This is a genomic window from Candidatus Margulisiibacteriota bacterium (assembly GCA_041650635.1).
Taxonomy (GTDB): domain Bacteria; phylum Margulisbacteria; class WOR-1; order JAKLHX01; family JBAZKV01; genus JBAZKV01.
In genome coordinates this window covers 25,426-47,696 of sequence record JBAZKV010000014.1, presented here as the reverse complement: position 1 = coordinate 47,696, position 22,271 = coordinate 25,426, and the positions used below count along the sequence as shown (strand labels likewise).

General features: G+C 48.2%; 10 protein-coding genes. 3 read left to right on the top strand and 7 right to left on the bottom strand.

From position 1 onward, the window contains the following. The coding region (locus WC490_05120) for a glycosyl hydrolase family 65 protein (GenBank protein ID MFA5097991.1) at positions 1-277 on the top strand (277 nt) is incomplete at its 5' end. Positions 278-283: 6 nt separating this feature from the next. Here WC490_05120 and WC490_05115 read toward each other — a convergent pair. After that, positions 284-1,687 (bottom strand): NDP-sugar synthase, encoded by a 1,404-nt coding sequence (locus WC490_05115; protein ID MFA5097990.1) that lies wholly within the window; start codon positions 1,685-1,687, stop codon positions 284-286. A 133-nt stretch (positions 1,688-1,820) separates the two neighbouring features. On the opposite strand from WC490_05115, the gene WC490_05110 reads away from it, so the two are divergent. Then, positions 1,821-3,899 carry a beta-galactosidase gene (locus WC490_05110; protein MFA5097989.1) on the top strand — a complete coding sequence of 693 codons (2,079 nt, stop codon included), beginning with the start codon at positions 1,821-1,823 and terminating at the stop codon, positions 3,897-3,899. An 18-nt stretch (positions 3,900-3,917) separates the two neighbouring features. Continuing rightward, on the top strand, positions 3,918-6,335 hold the full coding sequence (locus WC490_05105) for a glycosyl transferase (GenBank protein MFA5097988.1): 2,418 nt from the start codon (positions 3,918-3,920) through the stop codon (positions 6,333-6,335). A gap of 4 nt (positions 6,336-6,339) precedes the next feature. On the opposite strand, the gene WC490_05100 is transcribed toward WC490_05105, so the two are convergent. From WC490_05100 to WC490_05075, 6 genes are all read right to left on the bottom strand, one after another. Continuing rightward, a complete protein-coding gene (locus WC490_05100) occupies positions 6,340-7,557 on the bottom strand; it encodes a hypothetical protein (protein MFA5097987.1) in 1,218 nt (405 codons plus the stop codon). A gap of 233 nt (positions 7,558-7,790) precedes the next feature. Continuing rightward, positions 7,791-12,197, bottom strand: coding sequence for a hypothetical protein (locus WC490_05095; GenBank protein ID MFA5097986.1), 4,407 nt, complete (start codon positions 12,195-12,197; stop codon positions 7,791-7,793). Positions 12,198-12,710: 513 nt separating this feature from the next. Continuing rightward, positions 12,711-13,409, bottom strand: coding sequence for a hypothetical protein (locus WC490_05090; GenBank protein MFA5097985.1), 699 nt, complete (start codon positions 13,407-13,409; stop codon positions 12,711-12,713). A gap of 350 nt (positions 13,410-13,759) precedes the next feature. Further along, a complete protein-coding gene (locus tag WC490_05085) occupies positions 13,760-16,450 on the bottom strand; it encodes a DUF4116 domain-containing protein (protein ID MFA5097984.1) in 2,691 nt (896 codons plus the stop codon). Between the two features lie 127 nt (positions 16,451-16,577). After that, positions 16,578-20,279, bottom strand: coding sequence for a hypothetical protein (locus tag WC490_05080; protein MFA5097983.1), 3,702 nt, complete (start codon positions 20,277-20,279; stop codon positions 16,578-16,580). A 62-nt stretch (positions 20,280-20,341) separates the two neighbouring features. Further along, complete coding sequence (locus tag WC490_05075) at positions 20,342-22,261, bottom strand: hypothetical protein (protein ID MFA5097982.1); 1,920 nt, start codon at positions 22,259-22,261, stop codon at positions 20,342-20,344. Positions 22,262-22,271: the final 10 nt, after the last annotated feature.

Here is a 22,271-nt window from a genome sequence, read left to right as displayed (position 1 = left end):
CGCGGGCTGGACCTACATGCTTGCCACCGAGTGGATACTGGGAGCAAGAAGGGATCATGAAGGGCTGCTTATAGATCCGTGTATCCCGTCAAAATGGAAAAAATGCAAGATCACAAGGCCTTTTAGAGGCGCTGTCTACGAGATAGAGATAGAGAATCCCAAGGGTGTTGAGCACGGGGTTTCTCTGCTGGAAGTTGACGGAAAGAAGGTCCAGGGAAACCTTATCAAACCCCACGGCGACGGCAGGGCCCACAGGGTCCGTGCCGTTATGGGATAGTTGTCCTTAGTTCCTGTGTACCACGGCCTGGCCTATGGCATCAAGCGAAATGGCCTCTACGGCAGGGACATGTGCGCCCCGCGCCCTCTGCTCCGACAGGTCTTTGTCCATTCCGATGGGAGCAAACCTTACATAGCCATCGGGAGTAGTAAGGACCACATTGTTGCTTGCCATCTGCCCGGGAGCCAAAAATCCCGAAGCCATTAATGACCTTTGAAGGATAGATCCCCTGGTCCCGTCGCCGCGAAGCTGCCTTATTGTATCGCCGCTATGGTAATGAGATGACTCCAGGACCGCCGAGGCATACACTGTGCTGTTAGGACCGATCAGGCTTCCGCGGGACAAAGAAGCCCTCTCCACTCTTGCGCCTGCGCCTATATGTACATCAGGGCCTATGTAATACGGAGGTATCAGCTCCGCTGTATCATGTATCATTGCTGATGGATGGATAAAACTGATCACTCCGGATTCTTTGTCTGCCTGAGGGATAATAGAAGGCCACATGGACCTGTCGAACCTGCCGTCAAGGGTATCCATTATTGCCAGCCAGTACTTTCCCATATCCCCGATATCGGCCCAGTATACTTCATGAGGCAAGAGAACGCCGAAGAACTTCATCCCCTGCTCAAGTATGTGCCTGAATCCATGCGCCCCGAAATCATAAAAGGGATCCGTCTTTTCTGTGGTGGGAGTTATCCCCCTTTCGTAAAGAGCCCTTATTACGCTGCCGTTGAATAGATAGATGGAAGAATTGTTGGCATTGCTGCAGCAGTCGGCTATCGAGGCTTTTTCCCGGAACTGATGGACCTGCACGGCAGAGTAAGAGGTGCCCTTAATATATCTGTCCATGTCGGCTATATAGGACCGGAGATAGGATGCGTACTGTTCAACGGTTTCATCGGATCTCTGAGGCCTTTTTTCCGGCATGCCTTCAAGATAAGCGGTGCCGTATTTGGGCACCTGGCTCCAGTCAACCGGGTTAAAGGCTATGGTCGCATCCGCCCCGACCCTTTCGTGTTCTGCCAGTATCCTGCCAAGGTCGGCGTTAGAGGCTATATCCCCGCTTATTACGAATACCCTGTCTGCGTCGCCGATACCATGCTCGATGGTCCAATGAACGGCCGAGCCCATTGTCCCCATAAGCTGGGATTCTCTATACATCTTTACGGCCCCGGGAGCGATGTTGGAGTAATATGATTCAAGAGTATCTGGGTTGCTCCAGACATTGCAGAAAATATCCGTTATTCCCTGCCTCTGCATTTCAAGCACGGTGTGATGCATTATTGGGGTGTCAAGCAGCCTGAACATCGGTTTTGCTACCGGATAAGCGGTCCTCCTTATGTCCGTAAGATGTCTTGCCCTTGTCCCCGCTCCTGCAGCCAGTATCATCCCCATTGTTCTGCCGCTCATATTGTTCTCCTTTCAACTTTTGAGCCTTTGTCAATATATCGTCAGCGAATTTTTCAAATTTCACTTTTTTAAGGGTTTTATGATATACGAACAAAAAGCAGTCCTCTCTTCTTATGTTATAATTAATCAAGCGATGGACTTCCCATTTGGAGTAACTTTTTATCCCGACCAGTGGCCAAAAGAGTACTGGGAAACCGCCTTTTCGCAGATAGCGGAAAGCGGGTTCAACCTTGTCCGATTCGGAGAGATGGCCTGGAACTGGATAGAACCCAGAGAGGGCGATTTCAAGTTTGAAGACCTTGACAAGGCTCTGGAACTTGCCGATAAGTACGGGCTAAAAGTGCTGCTCGGGATACCGACCTCTATGGCGCCTCCCTGGCTGGTAAGAAAGCATCCTGACACAAGGCCCGTTTCTAACCAGGGCACTCTTTATCCCGAATACGGGCCGCGGCCCAATATCTGCAGAGACAGCGGCACTTATAAAAAATACGCGGAGCGCATGATCAGGAAACTGGTCGACAGGTACAAAGGTCATCCCGCAGTGCGCTACTGGCAGATAGATAACGAGCCGGTGTATCCGCCGCTGGACTCCACCACCAACGAGGATTTTTGCCACTGTCCGGACACCAGGGCGGCTTTTGTTTTGTGGGCGCTTAAAAAATACGGCTCCCTCGAAAAGATAAACGAGGTCTGGGGGGCAAAATTCTGGACCAACGAATTCGGCGAGCTTGAGGACATCACGACTCCAAAAACGGGGCTCTGGGATGCCGGCAATCCGCACATCTTTCTTGACTGGTACCGCTTTAAGACAGATTCGCTGAAGGCGTTCCTGGAGTGGGAAAAGGACCTGGTCCTTGAATATGACAAAAGCAGAAAGATCGGCACCAACGGCTTTTTAGGCATCTGCCCCAGAGTGCCGGACCACGACCGACTGGCCGAAAAAATGGACTGGTACGGCTGGGACATCTACCCGATGGGCGGGAAGAACAGCCCCCAGCAGATAGGGGAGATGGCTGACTGGTGGAGAAGTTTTTCAAGCCACAGGAAAACCGAATTCCATGTGACCGAACTGCAAGGCGGGCCCAATGTAAGATGGGGCTATCCGGGATATATAGAAGGTCCGGAAATAAGGACCTGGACCCACCAGATAGTTGCCCACGGAGCAAAGTCAATACTTTACCATCAGTGGAGGACTGCGATCTTTGGGGGCGAGGCAGGAGGGTTCGGAATTCTGAACGCGGACGGAAGCCGCACCAAAAGGCTGGAAGCCATAGAAAAGGCCGGTCAGGAGATAAAAAAGGCCGTGCAGACGCTGCACGCGCACGAACTAAAGCCTAAAGCCGCGGTCGCTTATCTAAGGTCTTCGGACATCCAGACCTATCAGGAACAGGGGCCTCCAAGGGCTATTGCGGGACAGTGGGAGCAGGTAAGGGCCGATCTGGGGCACACACACGGCCTGGACAGCTGCCAGGGAGCCCATCAGGTGCTCTGGAATTATTACAACCCGGCGGCTTTTGTTTTTGAAAGGCATCTGGAGGATGGGGAACTGCCATATAAAGTGCTGCTTGTACCCAATCCTTATCTCCTTAAGGAAGACCATGCCGCAACCCTTAAAAAGTTTGTCGAAAAGGGCGGAGTGTTAATAACCGAATCCAGGTTCGGGGCAAAAAACGAGAATGCTCATATTCATCAAAAGGGGCTATTAGGGGAGCTTCTCAATATAACCTGCGACCATATAGAGACCATCGGGGACAGGATAGCAATCCCCAAGATACGCTGCTATGCCTACGGGTTCAGGGACCTCATCAGCGGAGCCGATGAGGTCCTGATGGAGTATGAAGACGGTTATCCGGCTTTTATCGAGAAAAAGATAGGCAGGGGCAGGGTTCTTTACGCGACTTTTTCTCTGTTTATGAGCATAGGCAAGATAGGCAATTCCAGGCTTGCAAGCTATGTAAGGAGGCATCTGCCGCTGCCGGAATTCTTTTTAAAGGACAAGGACAGCATCGAGATGGTGCTATGGGAAGGCAGCGATACTCCTATCCTGTATGTGATCAACCATAGTCCAAAAAAAGAGAAATTCGAAATAGATGTGCCCGAGAAGTATCTCAAAGCCGAGGATGCCCTGACCGATAAGGGTTTTGAGATAGAAAAAGGCAAGCTGCCCATCACCATTGCCGGAAGAGGGGTCCTAGTGCTGCATCTTTCATAAAACAAGAAAGGAAAAGAGATGAAATACGGCTATTTTGACAAAGAAAAAAAGGAGTATGTGATAACGAGGCCGGATACACCGCTGCCGTGGATCAATTACCTTGGGAGCCGGGAATACTGCGCGCTTATGTCCAACACGGCCGGAGGCTACAGCTTTTACAAAGACCCAAAAGAAAGAAGGCTCTTGCGCTACAGGTACAACAACATCCCCTATGACAGGGGAGGGCGCTATCTTTACATCCGCGATAACAAGACCTCCGAGTTCTGGTCGGCCTCCTGGCAGCCGGTGCAAAAGCCTTTTGCAAAATACAGCGACGATTCGTCCAAACTGTTCGCTGTGCAGGAGGGCAAAAAGGACGATTATGTCTATGAATGCAGGCACGGCCTCGGGTATACCACGATAACCGCAACCTATAAGGGCATACAGACCAAGACCACTTATTTTGTCCCGCTTGACCAAAACTGCGAGATCTGGATGATGGAAGTAAAGAACCAGAGCCTTCAGGAAAGGCAGCTTAGCATCTTCTCTTTTGTGGAATTCTGCCTCTGGGACGCGCTTAACGACATGACCGATTATCAGTACAATCTGAACATAGGCGAGACCGAAGTTGAGGGACAGGTCATTTACAACATGTCCAGATACCGGGTGGAAAAAAGCTATTTTGCCTACTTTTCGGCAAGCCAGCCCCTGGCCGGGTTTGATACCCAGAGGGAGGATTTTCTGGGCAGGTACGGGGACCTTTCCGGCCCCAGGGCCGTGGTGGAGAACAAGTCCAACAATTCTATCGCTTGCGGCTGGGCCCCTGTGGGCAGCCACAATATCCAGCTGCCGCTAAAGAGCGGCGAGACAAAGACCGTTATCTTTGTCCTGGGATACAGCGAGGACAAAAAAGAGGCCAAAGCGCTGTCCGCAAAGTATTCAAAAAAAGAGGAGGCCGAAAAAGAGCTGCGCGGCCTTAACAAAGCCTGGGAAGAGAACCTTGGCAAACTCGAAGTAAGGACCCCGGACGAAGACCTCAACATGATGCTTAATGTGTGGAACCAGTATCAGTGCAGGACCACCTTTAACTGGTCAAGATCGGCCTCCTATTATGAATCCGGCATCGGCCGCGGCATGGGGTTCCGCGACAGCAACCAGGACACGATGGGCTTTGTCTACCAGATACCCGAAGGCGTTAAGCAGCGCCTGATAGACCTTGCCTCGACGCAGTTCGAGGAAGGGGACGCCTACCACCAGTATTCGCCGCTTACAAAAAAGGGCAACGGCAGGGGCTATTCGGACGACCACCTGTGGCTGGTTTACTCGGTGGCCGCTTACATAAAAGAGACGGGTGACATTAAATTCCTTCTGCAAAAAGTGCCGTATGACACGGGCAAAAAAGGCCTTCGACAGGCTCAGGTCAAGGGGACCATGTTCGAACACCTGGTAAGGGCCGTTAATTATTCGCTTAAACACGCGGGTCCGCACGGGCTGCCTCTGGCCGGCTTTGCTGACTGGAACGACTGCCTCAACATGATAGGTCCGAAAAAACAGGCCGAATCCGTGATGGTGGCGCAGATGCTCTCAGGCGCTTTGCTTGAGGTCAGCAGGATGGCCGCCCTTTTAAAGAAGAAGTCGGACTCGGTAAAATACGCAAAACTGCACAAAAAAGTAAAGGACAAGATAAATGCCGTTGCCTGGGACGGCAAATGGTATGTAAGGGCCTTTGACGACAACAAGAAACCTGTCGGCTCCAAAAAGAACACCGAGGGAAAGATCTTTCTTGAAACACAGGGCTGGGCGCTGATGGGCGGCGTGGCGGACAAAGACAGAGCTCTGCAATGCCTGGATTCGGTCAAGGATATTTTGGCAACGGAGCACGGCATCCTTATCCTTCAGCCGTCCTTTTCCAAGTTCTACCACCAACTGGGCTCAATATCGATCTATCCTCCGGGGCTCAAAGAGAACGGGGCGATCTTCTGCCATCCAAATCCGTGGATAGTGATAGCCGAGTGCATTATGGGAAGGGGAGACCGGGCATTTGAGTATTACAAATCCGTTCTTCCTCCCAGCAAAGATCCGGATGTAAGAAAGATAGAGCCCTATGTGTATTGCCAGATGATAGCGGGCAAAGACCACAAAGACTTTGGCGAGGGCAAAAATGCCTGGCTGACCGGCTCGGCCTGCTGGAACTTTATAGCCGTGTCGCAGTGGATACTGGGGATCAGGCCGGAGTACGAAGGCCTTATGATAGACCCGTGCATACCTTCCTCATGGGACGGATTTGAGGTTAAGAGGACCTTCCGCGGGTGCAATTATCACATCACGGTAAAAAATCCCGACCATGTTTCTAAAGGGGTTAAACGCTTTTTGATAGACGGAAAAGAAATCAAGGGAAACATCGTTCCTCCCATCAAGGGCAATAAAACCGTAAAGGTTGAAGCAGAGCTCGGTTGATTATCTAGCGTATGAATCCATACTCCTGTGCCAATTCTGCAAAACCGGGCATGCGGTCTTGAGCGGCAAAAGCCGTTAATCCCGGCGGAATATCAGCTTTTTCCTTAATTCCGGTTATCGGCGGAATTATAGTTCTTCTACAAAAGGCTGTTGGGACCAGGAAGTTAATATCCCCTTGAGGAGGTTGTGGATAAAGAGCCCCATCTTGGGCCTTCAGGTGAATAGGGAAACCGTAAGCTAAAACAGCGTCCATAACATCCAAAGGATTCAGGTATTGGTTAAAATTCTTGTTCAAAAGACTTATTCCAGAAATAAAGGCTTGAAACTCATCCGGGTACAAAGCTTTTGATATCCCGGCGGAATCGCTTTCAATTACGATATCAGCATTTGCCAGCGAATCTCTTCCCCAAAAACCGCCCGATTGAGGAGGGCTTTTTTGCCCTACCAGCTCCATCACCATAGAATATCCGGCCCTGCGGGCATCAAGCGCAGATGCTATGGCATTATTGTCAAAGCCTTCATCAATTAGGTAGCCATAATCTTCTATGTTATAAGCGATCATATGCATCATTTGTTTTAATATTAACCTGAAGTCAGCCCTGGACATGTGCCACCGTTCACTGTTCAAGAATGTGAATACCTGGCCGTCCATCATAAGCTGCATTACCATTGCGCCATGGTTATAAAGATGTTTCGGGGATTTATAGTCATAATATACCGAACCATCAGCTATATTGAAGCCATGGTAGGGGGACTGGGTCATGAAGAGGCACTTTTCCGGATCAAAGCCAAAATATGAATGATCTGCAAATCCTTGGACTATTTCGTCCGAGGTAGCTTCATTCATTATAACAAGGTTGTACTGGTTTCCAAGAATATCCTCTCCTGTTTCCAGCCCCATATTGCGGAACTTTAAAGCTGTTTGAAGCATATGCCTTTCACCCATGGAAATCGGGTACAAATTTGTTCCATTGTCCGGTGTAATGATCCCTTCGCTGCGTAAGCGTTCTACTTGTGCTGCCATTGCGCTGTCAGCAAGGAGAGAATCAACAAGTTGCTGAGGGGTCAGAACATATTTGGTCCCCAACCCGAGCCTTGTTGCTTCTCCGGCGGCATCGTGTCTGGTAAGAGAGTGCCCTTGCAAGAACATATTAAATACAGCCTGCTCATGACTCTGCCCGATCGTAGGAGGAATAATCTTTATCTGTCCGTCCATTGCCATACGTTCAACAAATCTGAGATTAGGATATGCTCCAATAGTATGCAGGTCTCTTGAAACACCTTGAAAAGAGGTCCTTTGTAAACCGCCGCGATAAAAACTTTGCAGTGATCCCTGAATTGCATCCCTCCAGGAATTTATGAAAGTATCGTTAGTGGATAAATTAATTCTGTGAGGCCAATATACAGCCCTTGCAGATCCCGTCCCTGATGGTCCAATTGGGCCTACCATAATTCTTACTGCCTTTCCGTGCTTCCCCCATCAGCTGTCTCTTCCCTGATCGTTCTGCTGATGGAACGGTGTACAAATTCTGTCATGCTGTAATGGGTTGTTCTTTCTATTCTGATATACCTTTGATTGCTATCCTTTTCCCCGGTCCTTTCGCTAACGGTAAAATCTATGCCTGTATCCTTGAGGTCCAAAACGGCAAGCGCCCGGGACTGATAAAAGCCTTCAAAGCGGGCTTCAAGCCTTTTTTGTATTTCTTCGGGAACATCTGATATTACCCGGCTCAAAATAGGGATTATGGTCTGCCTGCCTACCTGGTTTGCCAGCGATAAAAGGACCAGCGAATTGACATATATTTGGTCGTTGTTGCTTCCATCGGCATTTTCTTCTATCAATTTTCTGGTGGCTTTTGTAAGGTCGTAAACCATGGTGTCAAAGTCATGTTTTGACCTGCTCTGTTTTGACATGGCACTGCTCCTGTCAAAGGAAGACCTTAGATCGTCCCTTCTTAACAGGTCCCGGACCTTCTTTATTTGATCCAGGGCTTTTTCGCCCAGCAGGAGGTCTTTTTGAAATTCTTCGTACTTGCCGCCCAGCACCGCTTCTACCAGGTCTTTTGTCCTTACCGAGACCGCGTATTTATCTTTTCCCTCGAAGATAGTTAAAGCGGCCTGGTCATCTTCTTTTGGCTTCAGTTCGGCAGGAAAAGCTGCCCACAGGTCTGTGATGAATTTGGCATTATCCCCGCCGGCCTTGATAATAGCCGACAGCTCAAGCGCTATCTGCGCCTTGTTTATATGCCTTCCCATGCCGGGGGATGACAGCGTCAGAAGAAGATAGGTTATTTCTTCCTGAGCGTTCTCTTTTTTATCAAGCTTTTCTTTCATTGAAGAGATAGCTTTGCTTATTTCGGCATTAATAACGCCGAAGGCTTTGTCCGAATTGTTGCCCAAAAAGCGCAGCAAAGTAAGGTCCCCGCCTATATTGGCGCGGCTGGATTCTTCTTTGATCCTGGCAAGGTCCAGATGGTGGTTAAGCAGGGCTCTCTTTAAGAGGTCCTGCTCGTCCTTTAGCTTTGCTTCGAGTTCGTGCCTGTTGTCCCTTAGTGGCTTTATCTCAAAAAAGTAGGAGGTAAGGCACTGAATTCCTGCTACGACAGGGCTCCAGGAAAACCCGCCTGAGCCAAAAGCAAGACCAGCCGGGCCCGATAGCCCAAATCCCCTGTTGGTCAGCGAAAGCGCAAGCTCTTCTCCCAGGCAAAGAGAAGCGCCATATCCTCTGCCGTTATAACCTACGCGGTACTTGTAGGTGCCAAAATCGGCATATACCCCTCCTGGGCTGGAAAGGCCGAGTTCAAATCTGGGGACATTGATATCCGCCCTGCCGGCTTTTCCTCCCACAAGGACTTGAGCGCCCAATCTCCAATTGATGCCGTTGGAACGGCTCCATCCGACCTCTCCCGTGAGCAGGCTGTGATCGTCCATGATCTTTGTCCCGTACAGGCGAACCCCATAGTCATAAGAATCAGGGTCCAATACATGGGAAGGATTCCCGTTAGGATCCGATCCACCCCAAAACTTGGTGATCTGGCCAAAGCCTTCTATTCCCACCATTCCTCCGGGGAGGCGTTTTTCTACCCCCACAGAAAGCCTGGCGTTGAGATAATTCTGCACGGCAATGCTGCCGTCCCTTACGGAGGCGCCGCTGTAGACCTGCTCCCTTTCCCCGGTCACGAGGTCTTTTTTCCAAATTACCAGAGACTCCGAGGTCTTTTCGTAGATAAGCTGGTAGCTGTCGCGCCAGTCCTCCGTTTCGGTCTTCCCCTGTATAGTAATGGTGGTCGTTAATGTGCCGTTGCTTCGGCTGTATTCGGTATTTGAGATCCTTTCTTCGTAGACCGTGACAGGTATGGTCGGCAGCGCGTTGCCGTCCGGGCCGATCTCTGTCCTAAGAAGGGAATCAAAAGGTATCGCGTCTATTACGGAATCATCCGGCCTGCCGGTCCTGGGAGTGCTTATATAGGGATATACAGTGCTGACATTGGGGTCCCAGAACGGTCCCGAAGCCGGGAGCCCGACACTTCTTTTTTCGATCCTCATCAGCTGGATCTCGGCGGGCTCCGCTGATGAATCGTCAGGATCAATTGTAACAAGCTCGATCGGTTTGAGCGAGGTCCGCAGCATCGTGTCTACATGCCACAAAGAGATCTCATCATGATTTTGATCGTAAAGCGGCTGAGTGCGCCAGTAGATCTTGTCGCAGTAGTGCTGGCCGCTTAAGTCATTTGGATGAGAGGAAATTCTTGTAAAAGAAACGGTTTCGCTTTTCCACTGCCAGCCCGGGACCCTTTTCTGTTTTGCGGCTTCAAAAAATGTTTTCCACGCGGTTTGCGCTTTTTGTCCTACCCCGATCTCAAGCCTGGCAAAAAAAGTGGTCCCTTTATCTATGCTCCTGGCATAATATGCAAAAGCCGTCAGTTCCCATTCGCTGTATTTGTATTCTCCTATGTGCTGGTCAAATCGGCCCCTTAACCCGGCCTTAAAAAACCTGTCAAATCTTTTTGACGCCTCGACATCAAAACCAAGCACTTTATCGCCGTTGCCGTCTGAGGAAGCATGAAGCCCTGCCGAAAGCGTTACCGGCCCCCTGGCCTGGGAAAGTCCCGCTGCCGCGCTCCAGGCCCCTCCGGAATAGATGCCCAGATGAAGCGTTATTCCCCTGGTCTTTTCCTCGTCGGTAAAGAAGAAGGCATCTGCCGCACCGCCGTTCTTGTCAAAATTAACGGTAAGCTGGCCGTTCTCAAAATACTTTCTAAGATAGGCCGAAAGGGAGCCGCTTGAGGCGTTGAGCCCAAGCACGGTGTGATGAAGGAAGGCCAGCTGGTCTTTTACCCACCAGGATGGGGCTCCGAGTTCTTTAAGAAGTTCATACTCTTTTCTTGCGTCCTCGAACCTGGGATTAATGGGCCAGGCCGTATAAAAAGTCGCAAGGTCATAATGCAGCTGCTGTTCAAACAGATAGTCCGCCCCGACCTCAAGGCTGTCTTTTTTCCAGCCGTCAAAAAGGTCCCTTGCTTTTTCAAGATACTGTGCGGCAAGAACAGTGTCGCCGCCGGCAAAAACAACCTTGGCTTTGGCTTCGAGCGCGGTCAAAAGAAGGAACCGTCCCTGTCCTGTTGCGGAAAGCCTGCCAAAGAGTTCGTTGTCTTTCCCTGCCATGGCGCAGGACAGCAGTTGTTCAAGATCAAAGGACTTTTCTTCCGGATCAACCCGCTGCCAGATGAGCTTTATCGCGGTTTGGTAGCTTTCCATAAAACGGTCGGCAGAAAATCTTTCTGTCAGGAACATGGCTCTGGCTTTATATATGTGGAGCGCGGGGTCATTTGGCTGGAGCCTTGCGGCCGTTTCAAAGTATTGGTGCGCTATCCTAAAATCGCTGTCCCCGATGCGGATGATGCCAAGATTGGAAAAAGCCTGCGCCTTTAGATGCGGGGCAACGGCAGGAAGCTCAAGAGCTATTTTTGAATAATCGGAGGCGCTTTTCATATCCCCGGCCATGATAAAGTAGTTGGCAAGACTTACTGTTGCCCAGGCTTTTACATAGGCATTATCGGTCCTTCCTAAGGAAGTCAGAGCATCTTTAACCCCTTCCAGCCCCGCAGGCATATCAACGACTCTCTTTTTGTTGTCGGGATCAAGCAGCGCCTCAAAAACGGACCTGGCAAAGGCCCTGCCTTCTTCTGTTTTGCCGTTCTGCATGAGATTGGCTAGCCCAACAGCGGCCATTTCTTTTGAGAATTTGTCGCCTCTTTGGTCAGATAAAACCTCCATGAACAGCCCTTTTGCCTTATCAAGCTCCCTGTTATACGAAACAAGCGCGTTTGCCAGGCCGAGTTTGGCTTTTAACAGTTGCTTGGGGTCTGTCAAAGCGCCTATTAATTCGTTGTATATGTCCAGCGCCTTACTCCTGGTTGCTTCGGACCTTGAATAGGCTTCTGCCAGCATAAGTTTTGCGGGCACGGCCAAAAACTCCCTGTCCCCGGAAGACTCTCTGACTATAGCCTCCAAGGAAGCAATGACCTCATTGACCTGGTCCTGGGTCGTTCTCGGGGACGAAAGCACGGCATCTATAGGCCCCAGTGTGATGAGTTCATAGATGTAGTGGTTTGCGGTATCGGAGAGGGCAATATTAGGAAGAGTCTTAAGATCGACAGAGAAGGTATTTCTGTCGTGATTGGCTTTTACATAGTTGAATTTAGCTATTGCTTCGGTCGCTTTTGTGTAGCTGCTTATTGAGGCGTCTAAAATGCCAAGCGATTTGAGGTCATCAATGGTAAGGGCCGACAAGCTAATTATCCCATCGGTCTTTGTTCCATCGATAATCTGCTTCCACTGAGAGCAGATTAAATTAGCCAATTCGACTTCTCTTTTTATATCAAAGGCAAACAAACTGTTTGTAAGTTTTGAGAGAGAGAAAGTTACTATATCTCCCCTCGTTGCCTGAAGAAAAAATGCTATGGCTTTTCTTGCCGAGAGATGGTCTTCTATTTCAGTGGAGTGGTCAATCTTGTTGCTTATAATTTGCTTATATGGAGTCCAGCTCTCAATAAGGTTGCTAGGTAAAGGAACATCATTCTGCGGAGTGGGAGATGTCGAGGTTTCAGAAGGTCTCCTCCGGCGGGCGGAAGGCGAATGGCGACGAGCCCTTTCTTGTGACTCGCCTTGCAAAGCTGTGCTGCCGTTGTTTCTATCGGCTCTAAAAGCTCTCAATAAATCAGACATTATAGTCTCCCTTATTTTTCCTGCTGCCTATATACCGGAATAATTTCAGCACGATTCCAACGAGCCCAACAAAACAATCCTCCTGAAGCTGTGCCTTAGCTTTCTCAAGTCCTGTAAAGGCGATTCGATTAACCTCCTAATTATTCACTACAGGGCATTGGGATCAGATTTCGGTATAGGAGGTATGTTCATTAACTGCGTAATGTTAGCGTCAAGTCCCAGGGCTGTTCTTGTTGACTCCGAAAGAGGAATGGGACCTTTGGCAGATAACGCAATCCATTTATTTGATATGTCAAGTCCTGCTGCCCGGTCGATTCCTATTTGAGCCTCATCATCCCATTGAACATCAAGGCTCTCAAGTATTGCATCAAGCGCCAGTTTTGTTATTTTCTCTTTGCAGCCTTCTTTGTTAATAACTCCTGCCAAAGACTTTCTGGCGGCTACATGGGCATCCCTGTCCTTTGTTATTAAAGCGGACTTAATGTCACATAGAGCAAACAACCATTCCCTAATATATGATCCGAGATCTTCATCTGTTCCTGGAACGGCAGGCATTGCATTTAGTTCTTTGGCAGCATCCCCAAGACCTAAGGCTTTGCATATATCCGCGCTGATTACCACCTTCCCGACGCTGTCTTTCGGTATATCTCCCCATTGTTTCCTTATGTCAGATACAAGACTAGATGTTTTGGGGAAATTGAGGCCGATCTCAAAGAGTTTCATTAGAAGATGGCCTTTCATCCATGGCTGAAGCGAATAAGAATCAAAAAGATCCGTAATCTTTTTGGCGACTGTCTTCGCAGTATTTTCGAACTCAGAAGACTTGTTATCAGTTATCTTGAACAAATTGTCTACTTCCGTGTCTATCTGGAATTTAAGTGCTCTGAAATACGGGGACGAAATGCCAGGTTTTTGTGCTGGCGCAGCCTGTCCCAAAACAACAAATGCTGTTAATCCCGCAAGCCCAACTGGATTTATACTCATTTTCTTTCTCCCTTTCCTATATTTATTTGTATCCTGTTCCTGGTCTTATCCCGATTATTCTGCTTTTTTCTTTCACCTCCCATTGGGACCCCTAGGGGTTATCGGCCATTTTAAGACCCCTCATCCCTCTCGTATATCTATCGATAGAATATGGGAGAAATTTCACTATTTGGTCGCAAGTCGCTAGTATGGCGGACATGAGTAACGGATTACTATCGACTATTACTATTCTTAGTTTCAAATTCCTTCAATCCTGCGTTATAAACTGCAAGAATGTCAGGATCTCTCTTCATAGACTCATCCGCATATTGCAGAACCCACCAGCGTAGTTTAACCGCAGCTAAAATAAAAGCTTTATCTTTCTTGAGAGAGATGTCGGCAAGATATAAGGCTTCTCCATCTTGTTTAATTGCAGCGAACACAACTTCTTTATCTCTTCTTAGAGAAACATCTGCATATTCCAGAGCTCGCCCACTGTTTTTTACCGCAGCAAGCACAACCTCTCTGTCTTTTCTAAGTGACTCATCTGCATAGTGTAGTGCATTCCCGGCTTGATTAACCGCAGCAAGGACAACTTCTTTATCCCTTTTGAGGGGATAATCAGCAAATTGTAACGCAAAACCTGATTCGGCAACCGCAATGAACACAGCCTCTTTGTCCTTTCTAAAGATTAGATCGGCATATCCTAAAGAGTATCCATCTTGTTTAATTGCAGCGAACACAACTTCTTTATCTCTTCTTAGAGAAACATCTGCATACTGTAGTGCTCTCCCGTCTTCTTTAATTGCAGCCAACACGATTTCTTTGTCTCTTTTAAGAGAATCGTCGGCATATTGCAGTGCATAGGCGAACTGTTTGATTGCAGTGAGCATAAAATCTTTGTTTCTTTTAAGAGAATCGTCGGCATATTGCAGAGCGCGCCCCTCTTTTGCAATCGAGGCAAGAATGACCCCTTCATCTCTTTTGAGTGAGATGTCGGCATACTGCAGAGCGTCCCATATTTGATTGACAGCAGACAGAACAACTTCCCTGTCTCTTTTAAGAGAGTCATCGGCAAATTGCAGAACTCTCCCATCTCGTTTTACCGCAGCAAGCACAACCTCTCTGTCTTTTCTAAGTGACACATCTGCATACTGTAGTGCTCTCCCGCCTTCTTTAATTGCAGCCAACACGAATTCTTTGTCTCTTTTAAGAGAATCGTCGGCATATTGCAGTGCCCAGCACCGTTGTTTTATCGCTGCCATCACAAATTGTTTATCTTTTCTAAGAGAGTCATCAGCAAATCGGAGTGCGTCCCACCTTTGTTCAATTGCTGCCATCACAATTTGTTTATCTTTTCTAAGAGAAATGTCGGCAAATGCCAGAGATCTCCCATCTTGTTTGACTGCAGAGAGTACAGCTGCTTTATCTTTTTTAAGTGAGCCACTGGCAAACTGCAAAAATGCGCCCCTAAACTTTACTAAGCTGAGCATAAAAGTATTGTTGTTCAAAAAACCAATATTGTTGATATCTGTTGTATTTGAGACCAATACAAACAATGCTCTTTCAGCCTTTATTCTGAGCCCTTCATTATCGCTTCCTAACGCGGTTAGAATAGCCATCGAGGCTTTATTCCCGAGCGTCATAAAACGCTCAAAATCTTCACTCGACTTCAACCCCTCTAACATCTTTCCTACATCCCCCGTTTTATCTGTCATGAGGGAAGGGATTCCCAACAGTATTTGTGAAAGTTCGGGGCTTATGGCAGAGATTAGATTTAATTCGTTGGAATATCTATCTCTAAACTCTTTTGAAATTTCTTTTTGCCCATCTAATAATATATTTAAGTTGATATTCTTTAATGCCTGGTACTTAATCCTTCGTGCCAATAAATGTGCAGCATAATTCCCAGCATCTGTTATTACCCAGGAAATAAAGTAATGGTCCGGCTCCCCCAAAATCCTTAGCAACTTACACAAGTCTTCAAATCTTAATATCTTTAGACTTTCAATCCCAGATATAAAATCCTCTTGGTGGGCGATAAGATTAGCACGAGTTTGAAATTGTTCTGTACGCTCCGCGTAATCACACCTAGTTTCCCATAACCATCCAAAATTCTTAAACCTTGTTACATCTATTAGCTTCATCAGTTTTGTATTTATGTCATCTCCAAAAGATTTTCCAAATAGCTCCTCCATAAGATATTGGGCCCGCTCCTTCTCAACCGTCTCAAAGACCCCTTTCTCTTTAAGGTGCATAACAGCTTCCATCCTTTTCTCGGAATCAAGACAATAGAAAAGGCTATATAAATAGTATGGATCGATGTCTCTGTGATTATCGATGAGTCTGCCTGCAACTTTGCGGTATGAGTCAAGACGTAATATATCTGTAGTATCTAAATGAGGGGCTCTCTCTCCTGATCCGCTGATATCTTTTGCTAACCCTTTTTCCATCCTTTCCACAATCTCCGATCCTGTAAGCGGCTTGTCCAGAACAATAACCTCAAATGAAACTGCTACTCCGGCCTTTTGTTCCGCAGTCAATGCTACACTCAGATGCTCTTCTAATTCTTTAATATCTCCATCAAATGCTCCGTCTTCTTTATCAAGCCCCTGAAGTATTATATAAAGCCGCTGGAGAGCGTCAAGGGAGGATGCTTTGCCTTCTTTGAATTCAATGGTCGTGTCTACCCCTTCTTTCCTTGCTTCATCAAGCTCTTCCCGGGAGATAACATTGTCAACTTTTCCGTCTTTAACTGAATCGATCTTTCGCAAACGCTCGTAAACCTTCGAAATATTTGCGGATCCGACGAGAGTTACTTTCTCCATTTTAAAACCCTCCTTGTTTTGGGTTAATGCTTTATCGAAGGGTGTTTTGGTGGATTTCACTTTATTTTGAAAAGGGTTAGGAAAGTATGGGGACATGCCTGTCCGCCGTAGCTCCGTATGGCGGAGCGGAGGAGTGGTGACCCACTCCGGCAGACCGCAAAGGTCAAATATTTTAGCGAAAAGTGAAACAACTCAATGACAAGAACCAAAAATTCTGTAGCTGTTATTCTGTTAAGCTCATAACAGGAATATTCTTCAGTTCATTTTCTTCGGTGTTCAGAACAGTCTTTGCGTTCTCAGAAAGAACAATGCTGTCAGTCTTGTCAAGCTTTTCCCATTGGCCAGAAATATCTAAGCCAACCTCATTATCTTTGGCAATTAAAGACTCATCTTCCCATCTGTGATCCAAACTCTCTAATATCTTATCTAGCAATATCACCTTGATATCAGGAGGTGTTTTTTCATTATTGATAATCTCCACCGCCTCTTTCCTCGCCTGGATATGATGCATTCTGCACGCATTAACTGATGTATTTGTTGTGGTGTCAATTTCCATTGCAAAAAGTGCTCTGACCCTCCCAACCCTTGCCTGTGACAATCTCTCTTCATTATTATTATTAGATATTGGCACAACAGAACCGATCAAAGGATATGCGTTCAGTTCTTCCGGCGTAAAGCCTCTTTTATCATCATGACCGAGCAGAGTATTAAAGGTATTTAACGCGGTTGCGGCATCGGCGCCACTTTTATCTATCAGCACATTCCCCAGCGCTATGGCGCAATCCCACAGCGAAGAAGAGCCGGCCGGTACCGCGGCAAAGGCCGCTTTGCATGAAGCAAGGGCAGAGGCATAGTCCTTATTTTCCGAGTAAAGCTCTACCAACGCCAGATGTATCTTAACGGCCAGATATTGATAATCCTTTGTTTTTGTTAAGTCTCTGTAATTAAGGGCTCGTGACAATATGTCCTTTATTTCAGAAGCAGCCGTAAGTTTGTTGATGTCCGCTTCGGTTATCTCCGTCCTAAATGTAAGAATGTCCGCAGCCGGGTCCACAAAAATATCTTTGATCTTAGTAAACTCAACCAATGGAATACTTGCCTTTGAAACAGTCCCAAGAAGAGTCCGACAAGTATCTATTAATGTATCGAGCTTTGTGGCATCTTCTCCCTTCTGCTTTGCCGTAAGATGCGCGATTGAGAGCTGCGCTTCTATGATAGCCGCCCGGGCCGTGTCAAGATATCTTTTTATCGCGGTTTTTTCGCCTTCCGTTTTGGCATTGGCAAGTTCTTCATTAAGAAGCCCTTCAAGTTTTTCCAGATCAGCTATCTTTCCCTTGAAAGCGGCTATGTTCACCGCAACAGGGGCTCCCTGCGCCGGAGCGTCCGCAGGTTTTTCTGCGGGAGCGTTCTGCCCAAAAGCGCTGTTCAGGCTTTTTACAAGATCAAGGGCTTCTTTTTCGCTTGCGCAATCAAGGATCACGTTGCCGGAAGCGGTATCGATAAGAGACCTTCCTTGAGCCTTAAAACTTCCCTGCTCAAGAGCGTTCAGATAAGCGGCCGCGTTCTGGGCGGGGGACTCTTCGTTAAACTCAAAAGAAAAGCCTTTCCCGTTGATGTAAACGCGCACGATCCATTTTCCCGCGGCTGCCTGCGTGACGGCATCTGCCGCAGCAAAAGTCCCCGAGATAATACTATCGACCTGTCCGGTTATTTTTGTTCTGTCTGTTTTGAGGATATCAGGCTGGGCCTTGAATTTGCTGCAGATGGCCAGCGCCGCTTCCTCATTTCCAAATGATCTTAGATACTTTACCAGGTAATCAAGCGCCTTGAGAGCTCCGTCAATCGAGAGTTTTTCGGGGTTCTTGCCGTTATGCCTGATAAAATGGTCTACCTGCCTTCTGGCCACGGTCAGTTCTTTTGCCCTGCCCGGCATTGTCCTGCCGCCCCAAAGCACATAATTAAGCTCTGTTGCAAACCTTGTGTCGGAGGCCCTGCCCCATAGCCTGGCAAAGCTTTCCGGGTACTCGGTCTCTTCGTAGTAAAGCAGAACGGCTTGAGAAACATCAGCCCCCGCCATTGTCAGAGCTTCGTAATAGTCCGCATCTACGATACAGGACCTTCCGCCCACCAGCTTTGCTTCTGTTGAGCGCGGTTTTAGGCGTTCAAAATCGGAAGATATTTTTTCCGCGGATCCTTGGTCTTTTACTATTGCAATGACAGAAGTTCCCGCATGCACTTCCCATTTTTCACCGTTTTGCCTGACAGAATAGGCTATTGGGCCGGGACCGGAGATCACGGCCGATACGCGGGGCGCCTGCGCCGGATCGGCTGCCGGGTCCGCGGTTTCCGGTTCCGCGTCCTTTACAAAGGCCAGAGAAGAAAGCAGCCTGGCTTCTGAAGCGGCGCGCTCCACCCTTGCGCCCAGAGGAAGGACCGTGGCATCTATGCCTCTGCGGAAATAGGCGCCGCCAGCCCTTACCAGGTCGTACGCCTTTGTAAGAGAAGCCGGATCATTTCCTGCCAGGGCCATCTCTATCTCGGCCCGTAGGTTGAGCGTCTGCGCGTACTGGACTTTATCATCATAACTGCGGCCCTTATCGTCCATAAAGGACAGGGCCGAGCAGGCCTCAAACAGCAGTGTTTGGGCCTCTTCCAGCTTGCCTTTTGCAGCGGCCTGTTTTTTATCATCAGTGCAGTAATAATCCCCGACATAGTTTGCATAAAGCAGCTGCGCGTGATCCTTTAGTGCGGCGGCCCGGGCCGTTCTCATGTATTCCTGTTTTAAGCCGCTCATCGGTCCGTATTCTTTTAAGGCATCTTCATAATAAGCTTCCGCTTGTTCTATAAGAGCGTGTTTCTTTGCGTCATCCGTTTCTTTATAGCTCAATTCCAGGGCAAGCCTTGCCCTGCTGCAAAGGATGCCCGCGGCCGCCACTTTTACCTGAAGGGCGGGGGAGGGGATCTTTTTGTAGACCAACTTGTATGCCTTGCCAAGCCTGCTGTCCGCCAGTTCAACCTCAGCGCCAAGCCTGCTGTCCGCCAGTTCAACCTCAGCTTTGCTCACAGAGACAGGATCCAGCTCTATCCTTAGCAGGCAGATCGTTCCAAAAGAAGAAAGTGCGGAGGCATAGTCCGCGGCTATGTAGGAGTTCTTCTTTGCAAAAGCAGCGTCGTCCATATTCTGCACGACCTTGATAGTTGCGTCATAAAGCCCGCAGGCCTTTAAAAGGTTCTTTTCCGCAAGTCCAATATACTCTAGTGCCAGGTCGGGTTTTGAGTACCTGACGCCGTCCCGGGCTTTTTTAAGGCAGGTTTCGGCCAGGCCTTTGTAGGCAAGGGCCTTTTCGGCCACGGCCCAGAGAGAATTCCCGGGATACAAAGACTCAAGGTTGATGGGGGTTTTGCCGCTGCCTTCAAACTCTTTTATTGATCTTTCAAAAAGCATTTTTGCCAAAATAGACGCGTCGTCATCCTTATAACCCGCAAACTCTTTAACGGCTTTATATCCCGTGCCGCCCATGCAGCGCTTTAGTTCGGCAGGCGAGGCCATGTTGATGAGGTTTCCCAGCCACAGGGCAATTCTTGCGGAAAGATGAGAGGCCTTTGAGGTGTCGGCTTCTCCGCTCACAAGAGACGCGGCCGTGATGAGGTTGTTGACCGCTGAGCTCCAGTCAGCCGAAGACCTTGTCTTTACCCATCTCTGGCAGGCGCCCTCGTTCTTTTCGTCCCCTAGGGCCGTCCTGAGATAGTCCCAGACGGTAGGCGGCGAAAAGGAGTTGTCCCCGCCCCAGCCGGAAGGATCGGCGGCCTGAGACCTTGAAGGAGAAGAGCGGCGGGGGGAGGAGGGGCGGCGGGAAGTAGCCCTTCTTACTGCTTCTGCCAATCTCTCTAGATTGGCTCTATTTTGTTCAGCTGGAGTAGGCATATTATTTTCTCCCTATACTTTGTCCTTTGCATCAAGCAATCTCAATAGCCGTTTTGTGGATATTACCATAAGTTTTCCCAGGAGGCTTTACCCATCAGACCGGTGAAGATCAATTCTGTCGGGCTTCCGGGAACAAGTTGTGCATGCAACTCATCAAACAGTTTCGCATCAGCTGGGTTCCCTGTAACGAAAGCTCTTGTTGCATAAGCTTGCGCGAGGTCATTCTGGCGCCAATATAGCAGTGTGTAAAAATCTTTCAGGCCGCCGGTATTTCCAGAAGCATGTATTTTTGAGGCTAATGTTCTAGTCATATTGAAAGTATAGCGATCATCAAGTCCGCATATTTGATCTGCGTTAAGCTGCACATTATATGCATTCCCATAGTATGAGTAGGGGTGCCTGATAGCCGGCAAAATATATTGGGATTCAGCTTGCCCCAATTTTTCAAGAAACGCAGTTCTCTGAGAGTTTGAAAGGCCGGAATTGTCTGGCATTTCTTCTTGTACAAGCCTGACCATGGCATTGCCGGTGTAGCCATAGACATTTGAAAACAGGAAAGGTGTTGTCTTTGGCATTGTATAAATATTTTCGCCCCCAATTTCTAATTGCGTCAATTCTCGCAGCTGAGAAAGAGCGTCCCGCAGAGAACTTATAGAGGCATCATCCAGGTTTATGCTTGAGCTGGCTATTGAATTTGCGCGGGAGCCTGCCCAGCCGGCAAAAGCCAGCGTCAGGATTCTTTCGGCATCAGATCCAGGATTTGCAGCTATCAAACTGTCTATGGCGGATAATCTGGCAGAGACATCTGTAATTGAGCCGAGCCTGACCTGAGAGCCCAAAAAGTTGAAGACGCACTGCTGAGCAAAAGAATAGTATTCCGCGCTTTCACCAAAATACTTGGCTTTATCAGCTTCGTTGTCAGAATTTACAGCTAATAGTTCGGCAACCCTGGCTCTGTAGGAATAGTAATTTGCTGCTCCCCATATATTGTTATTATTTTTTGCCCCTGCTTCGATCAGATCTCTAAAGGAAGTCCCGGAAGGAGTGGTCGAGTTGAACAGTCTGACAAGGTTCGAGTAGGCCTCTCTATAGCATCCCCTTTCAATGGCTTTATCTAGATATATGAAATAGAGGTTTGAGGAACTTTCTACGCACATAGCTCTTTCGGCATCGTCCCCGTATGTTCCGTCATTGTTTTCAACTATCCTAATAAGAGCGTCGGTGGGAGCCAAGAATGAAACCGAAGTCCTTGGAGTGTTTGGTTCCGGTTGGCCTGTTGTATGTTGCGGCCATGTGCTAGGTGTTTGTTGAGCAACTACTTCTTGGCTTCCAGTTTCATGCTGATCGATGGATGGCAAATCAAATTTTACCATAGATAAAGCTGCTGTCAGGATTAAGCTTGTCGGGATCAAAAATCTTTTTGTGAAAGGCAACATTTTACTGTGAAGCCTTAAAAACAGCGAAAAAGCCCCGATTCCTGCAATCGCTAATCCTCCTACTGCCATTGCGGGGAAATATGTTTCAAAAGTCTGTGCGGAAGCGGGATTAGAGCTAATAATCCCCGCCACCGTGCTTCCGAGAACGCCGCCTAATCCAAGGGGCAGCACCCCTCGCTTAAATAAATCTCTTATTATTGGTTTGGAAGAAAAGGCCTTTTGACCAAGCAGCCCTATGCCGGTAACGGCAGAGGAAACGGCAATCGAAGTCCAGGAAATAGCATGATCAGACATGGCCGGAGAGTCTGCTAAGGCGACGCTCGGGGACAAAAGAGGCAGTAATGAAATGCCAATGTACTTGGCTGGGATACTTGCAAGGTTGTAAACACGAGTAAAAGCTGATGGGCGAACCATTTGTGTTCGGTTCGGCAGTCCAACATTAGCTGATTGTGATACGAACCCCATTGTTGACTCCCAAAAACCCGGTTGCTCGGCCTTCTCTTCCTCTGCTATATGTATATCGCTACATTTATGCTTGGATTTCACTTAATGGAAG